We start from the raw sequence: 2,331 nt of genomic DNA, 5'->3' as shown, positions 1-2,331 counted from the left end.
ACTTAATACCATCCTTCATTTCCTGTAACAAAGTGATATCTTTCTTTTCTGCTTCGTTTTCAAGATCTTTCGGAAGAAATAACAATACACCTGCGGCAAGTAAAAAAGCGATACCAGTTATTATTATTGAAATATAGATTCCAAAGCTGTGAAAAATAAATGTTCCAATAATCGGTCCTAACACCATAAATATTGCAAATATCGTTTGATATAATGACATGGCTAATTGAATTTGTTCTGTCGATAAATGTTGTTTAAATAATTTCATTCCGGATGGTTGGGAAAACTGTGAAAGAATCGCAGATATGAGCGTCACAAAAAACACGATTTTCCACGTACCAAACATTAGAGTGATCAATACTGCGAACACTGATATAGAACTTAAAGTTTCACACCATATCATTGTCTTCTTCGGCTTCCATCTATCCGCAAAGGTCCCACCAATAAAGGAGAAGATAAAAATCGGTGCAAATTCGGCAACTGAAATCATCGAAATTGCAAAAGCATCACCTTTCGTCATTTCCATAACATAAAGTAATACTGCAAAGTTCCGAACCCATATTCCAATTTGTAAAAATAATGCTGAAGCAAGAATTCCTTGCACAAATCGATTTTTTAATACTTGTGATACCCCCTGATTTTGATTCGTTTCTGCAGTCGTCGACATAAAAAAGCCTCCTATTTCGTGTTCTAAATAGGAGGCAGCACAAATCATATGAAAAGACTATATATTCGCAGCGCGAAACACATCCCTTTTCTATACATGTACATACTAATCCTATTCAGRAGAATATTTCGTTTTTTAACGAAGATCTCTTGCAAATAGAATTAGTTGATCATTGGGATGTTTTCACCCTTCCGTTTCGAATTTAAATAACACATACATACTCTATGTAAAACATTTTCAATGTATGCATGTCTCATTTTAACTATTCTAGAAAGTCAAAGGCAATTCCTCTAAAGAACGCATTAAATAGTTTCCTTGCCATTTAATATCTTCACGATCGCCTTTTATTTGTAGTTCAGGCATCCGTTTAAACATAGTAGTAATAGCAATCTTTGCTTCCAACCTAGCAAGTGGTGCTCCTAGGCAGAAATGACTACCATGCCCAAAGGCAATATGACGGTTATTTTCTCGTGTAATATCAAATACTTCTGGGTTTTCAAATACTGTTTCATCACGGTTTGCTGAAGCTAATGCGATAATAACCATATCTCCTTTTTGGATTGTTTGTTCGTGAATTTGAAACGGCTCAGCCGCCCATCTTGCAGTTGTCACCTCAACTGGAGAATAATAACGCAATCCTTCCTCAATAGCTGAATCAATTAATTTCGAATTATCTTTTAATAACTGTAATTGCTTCGGATTTTCAAGAAGTGCTAATACCGTATTTGTTATTAAATTCACTGTCGTCTCGTGTCCGGCTACAATTAATAACATGATCATTGAATATAGCTCTCGAGCACTAAGTTTATGCCCTTCATTTTCTGCAAGTATTAACGCACTAACCAAATCTTCTTTTGGATTTTTCCGTTTTACATCAACTATATATTGAAGATATGTAATAAACTCAGATAGTTGTTTTTCGGTTTCTTTTATTTCTTCAGGTGTTTCTGGCGATGCAATGACAGCATGAGACCAAATTCTAAATTTCGCTTGATCCTCTTTTGGAATTCCAAGCATCTCACTTATTACAATAATCGGTAATGGGAATGAATAATCATCCACAAGATTTAATGTACCTTTTCGCTCTATCTCATTTATTAAATCATCCGCTACTCTCTGAATTCTTCCGTCTAATTGTGAAATCATCTTTGGTGTAAAAGCTTTTTGAACTAAAGATCGTAACCGACTGTGGTTAGGTGGATCCGAATTTAACATATGCGTTGTTAAATGATCACTATTGTCAACAGAAAGAAACATGTTCATTGTATCTTTAGAAAACACATTATTTGGATCTTTTTTTAAGCGATTATCTTTTAAAAGTGGCAGGGCATCTTCATATCTTGTAATGAGCCATTCTGTACCAATCTCGACTTTATTAACAAATAAAATAGGTTGCACTTTTCGCGATTCTTTATAAATCTCATAAGCATCTTCTTTAAACTGAGCAGAAGCTAAATTAATGCCATCCTCTATTTTTCGGCCAACCTTATTTTTAATTGACATTACATTCCCTCACTCTCAATTGTTTTTAAAAATCAACCCAACATTTGAATTATACTTCAATAAGAACTGAAAAATTGTAAATTTTCAATTAAAACCTTACTTCGAATATTGAAAAATAAAAAAGTGAGAGAGTAAAATCATTCTACCCTCTCACTTCCCAT

The 2,331-nt window shown here is 33.9% G+C and carries 2 protein-coding genes; both read right to left on the bottom strand.

The window, feature by feature from the left end; all coding sequences use genetic code 11:
* On the bottom strand, positions 1 to 667 hold a 667-nt coding region (locus AC1DTM_RS23250; RefSeq protein ID WP_477000991.1), incomplete at its 3' end, for an MFS transporter.
* A 267-nt stretch (positions 668 to 934) separates the two neighbouring features.
* Positions 935 to 2,170, bottom strand: coding sequence for a cytochrome P450 family protein (locus tag AC1DTM_RS23245; protein WP_016105012.1), 1,236 nt, complete (start codon positions 2,168 to 2,170; stop codon positions 935 to 937).
* Between the last annotated feature and the right edge of the window lie 161 nt (positions 2,171 to 2,331).

It is taken from the genome of Bacillus sp. P4_D3 (assembly GCF_056401855.1).
This window is presented reverse-complemented; position numbering and strand designations above follow the sequence as displayed.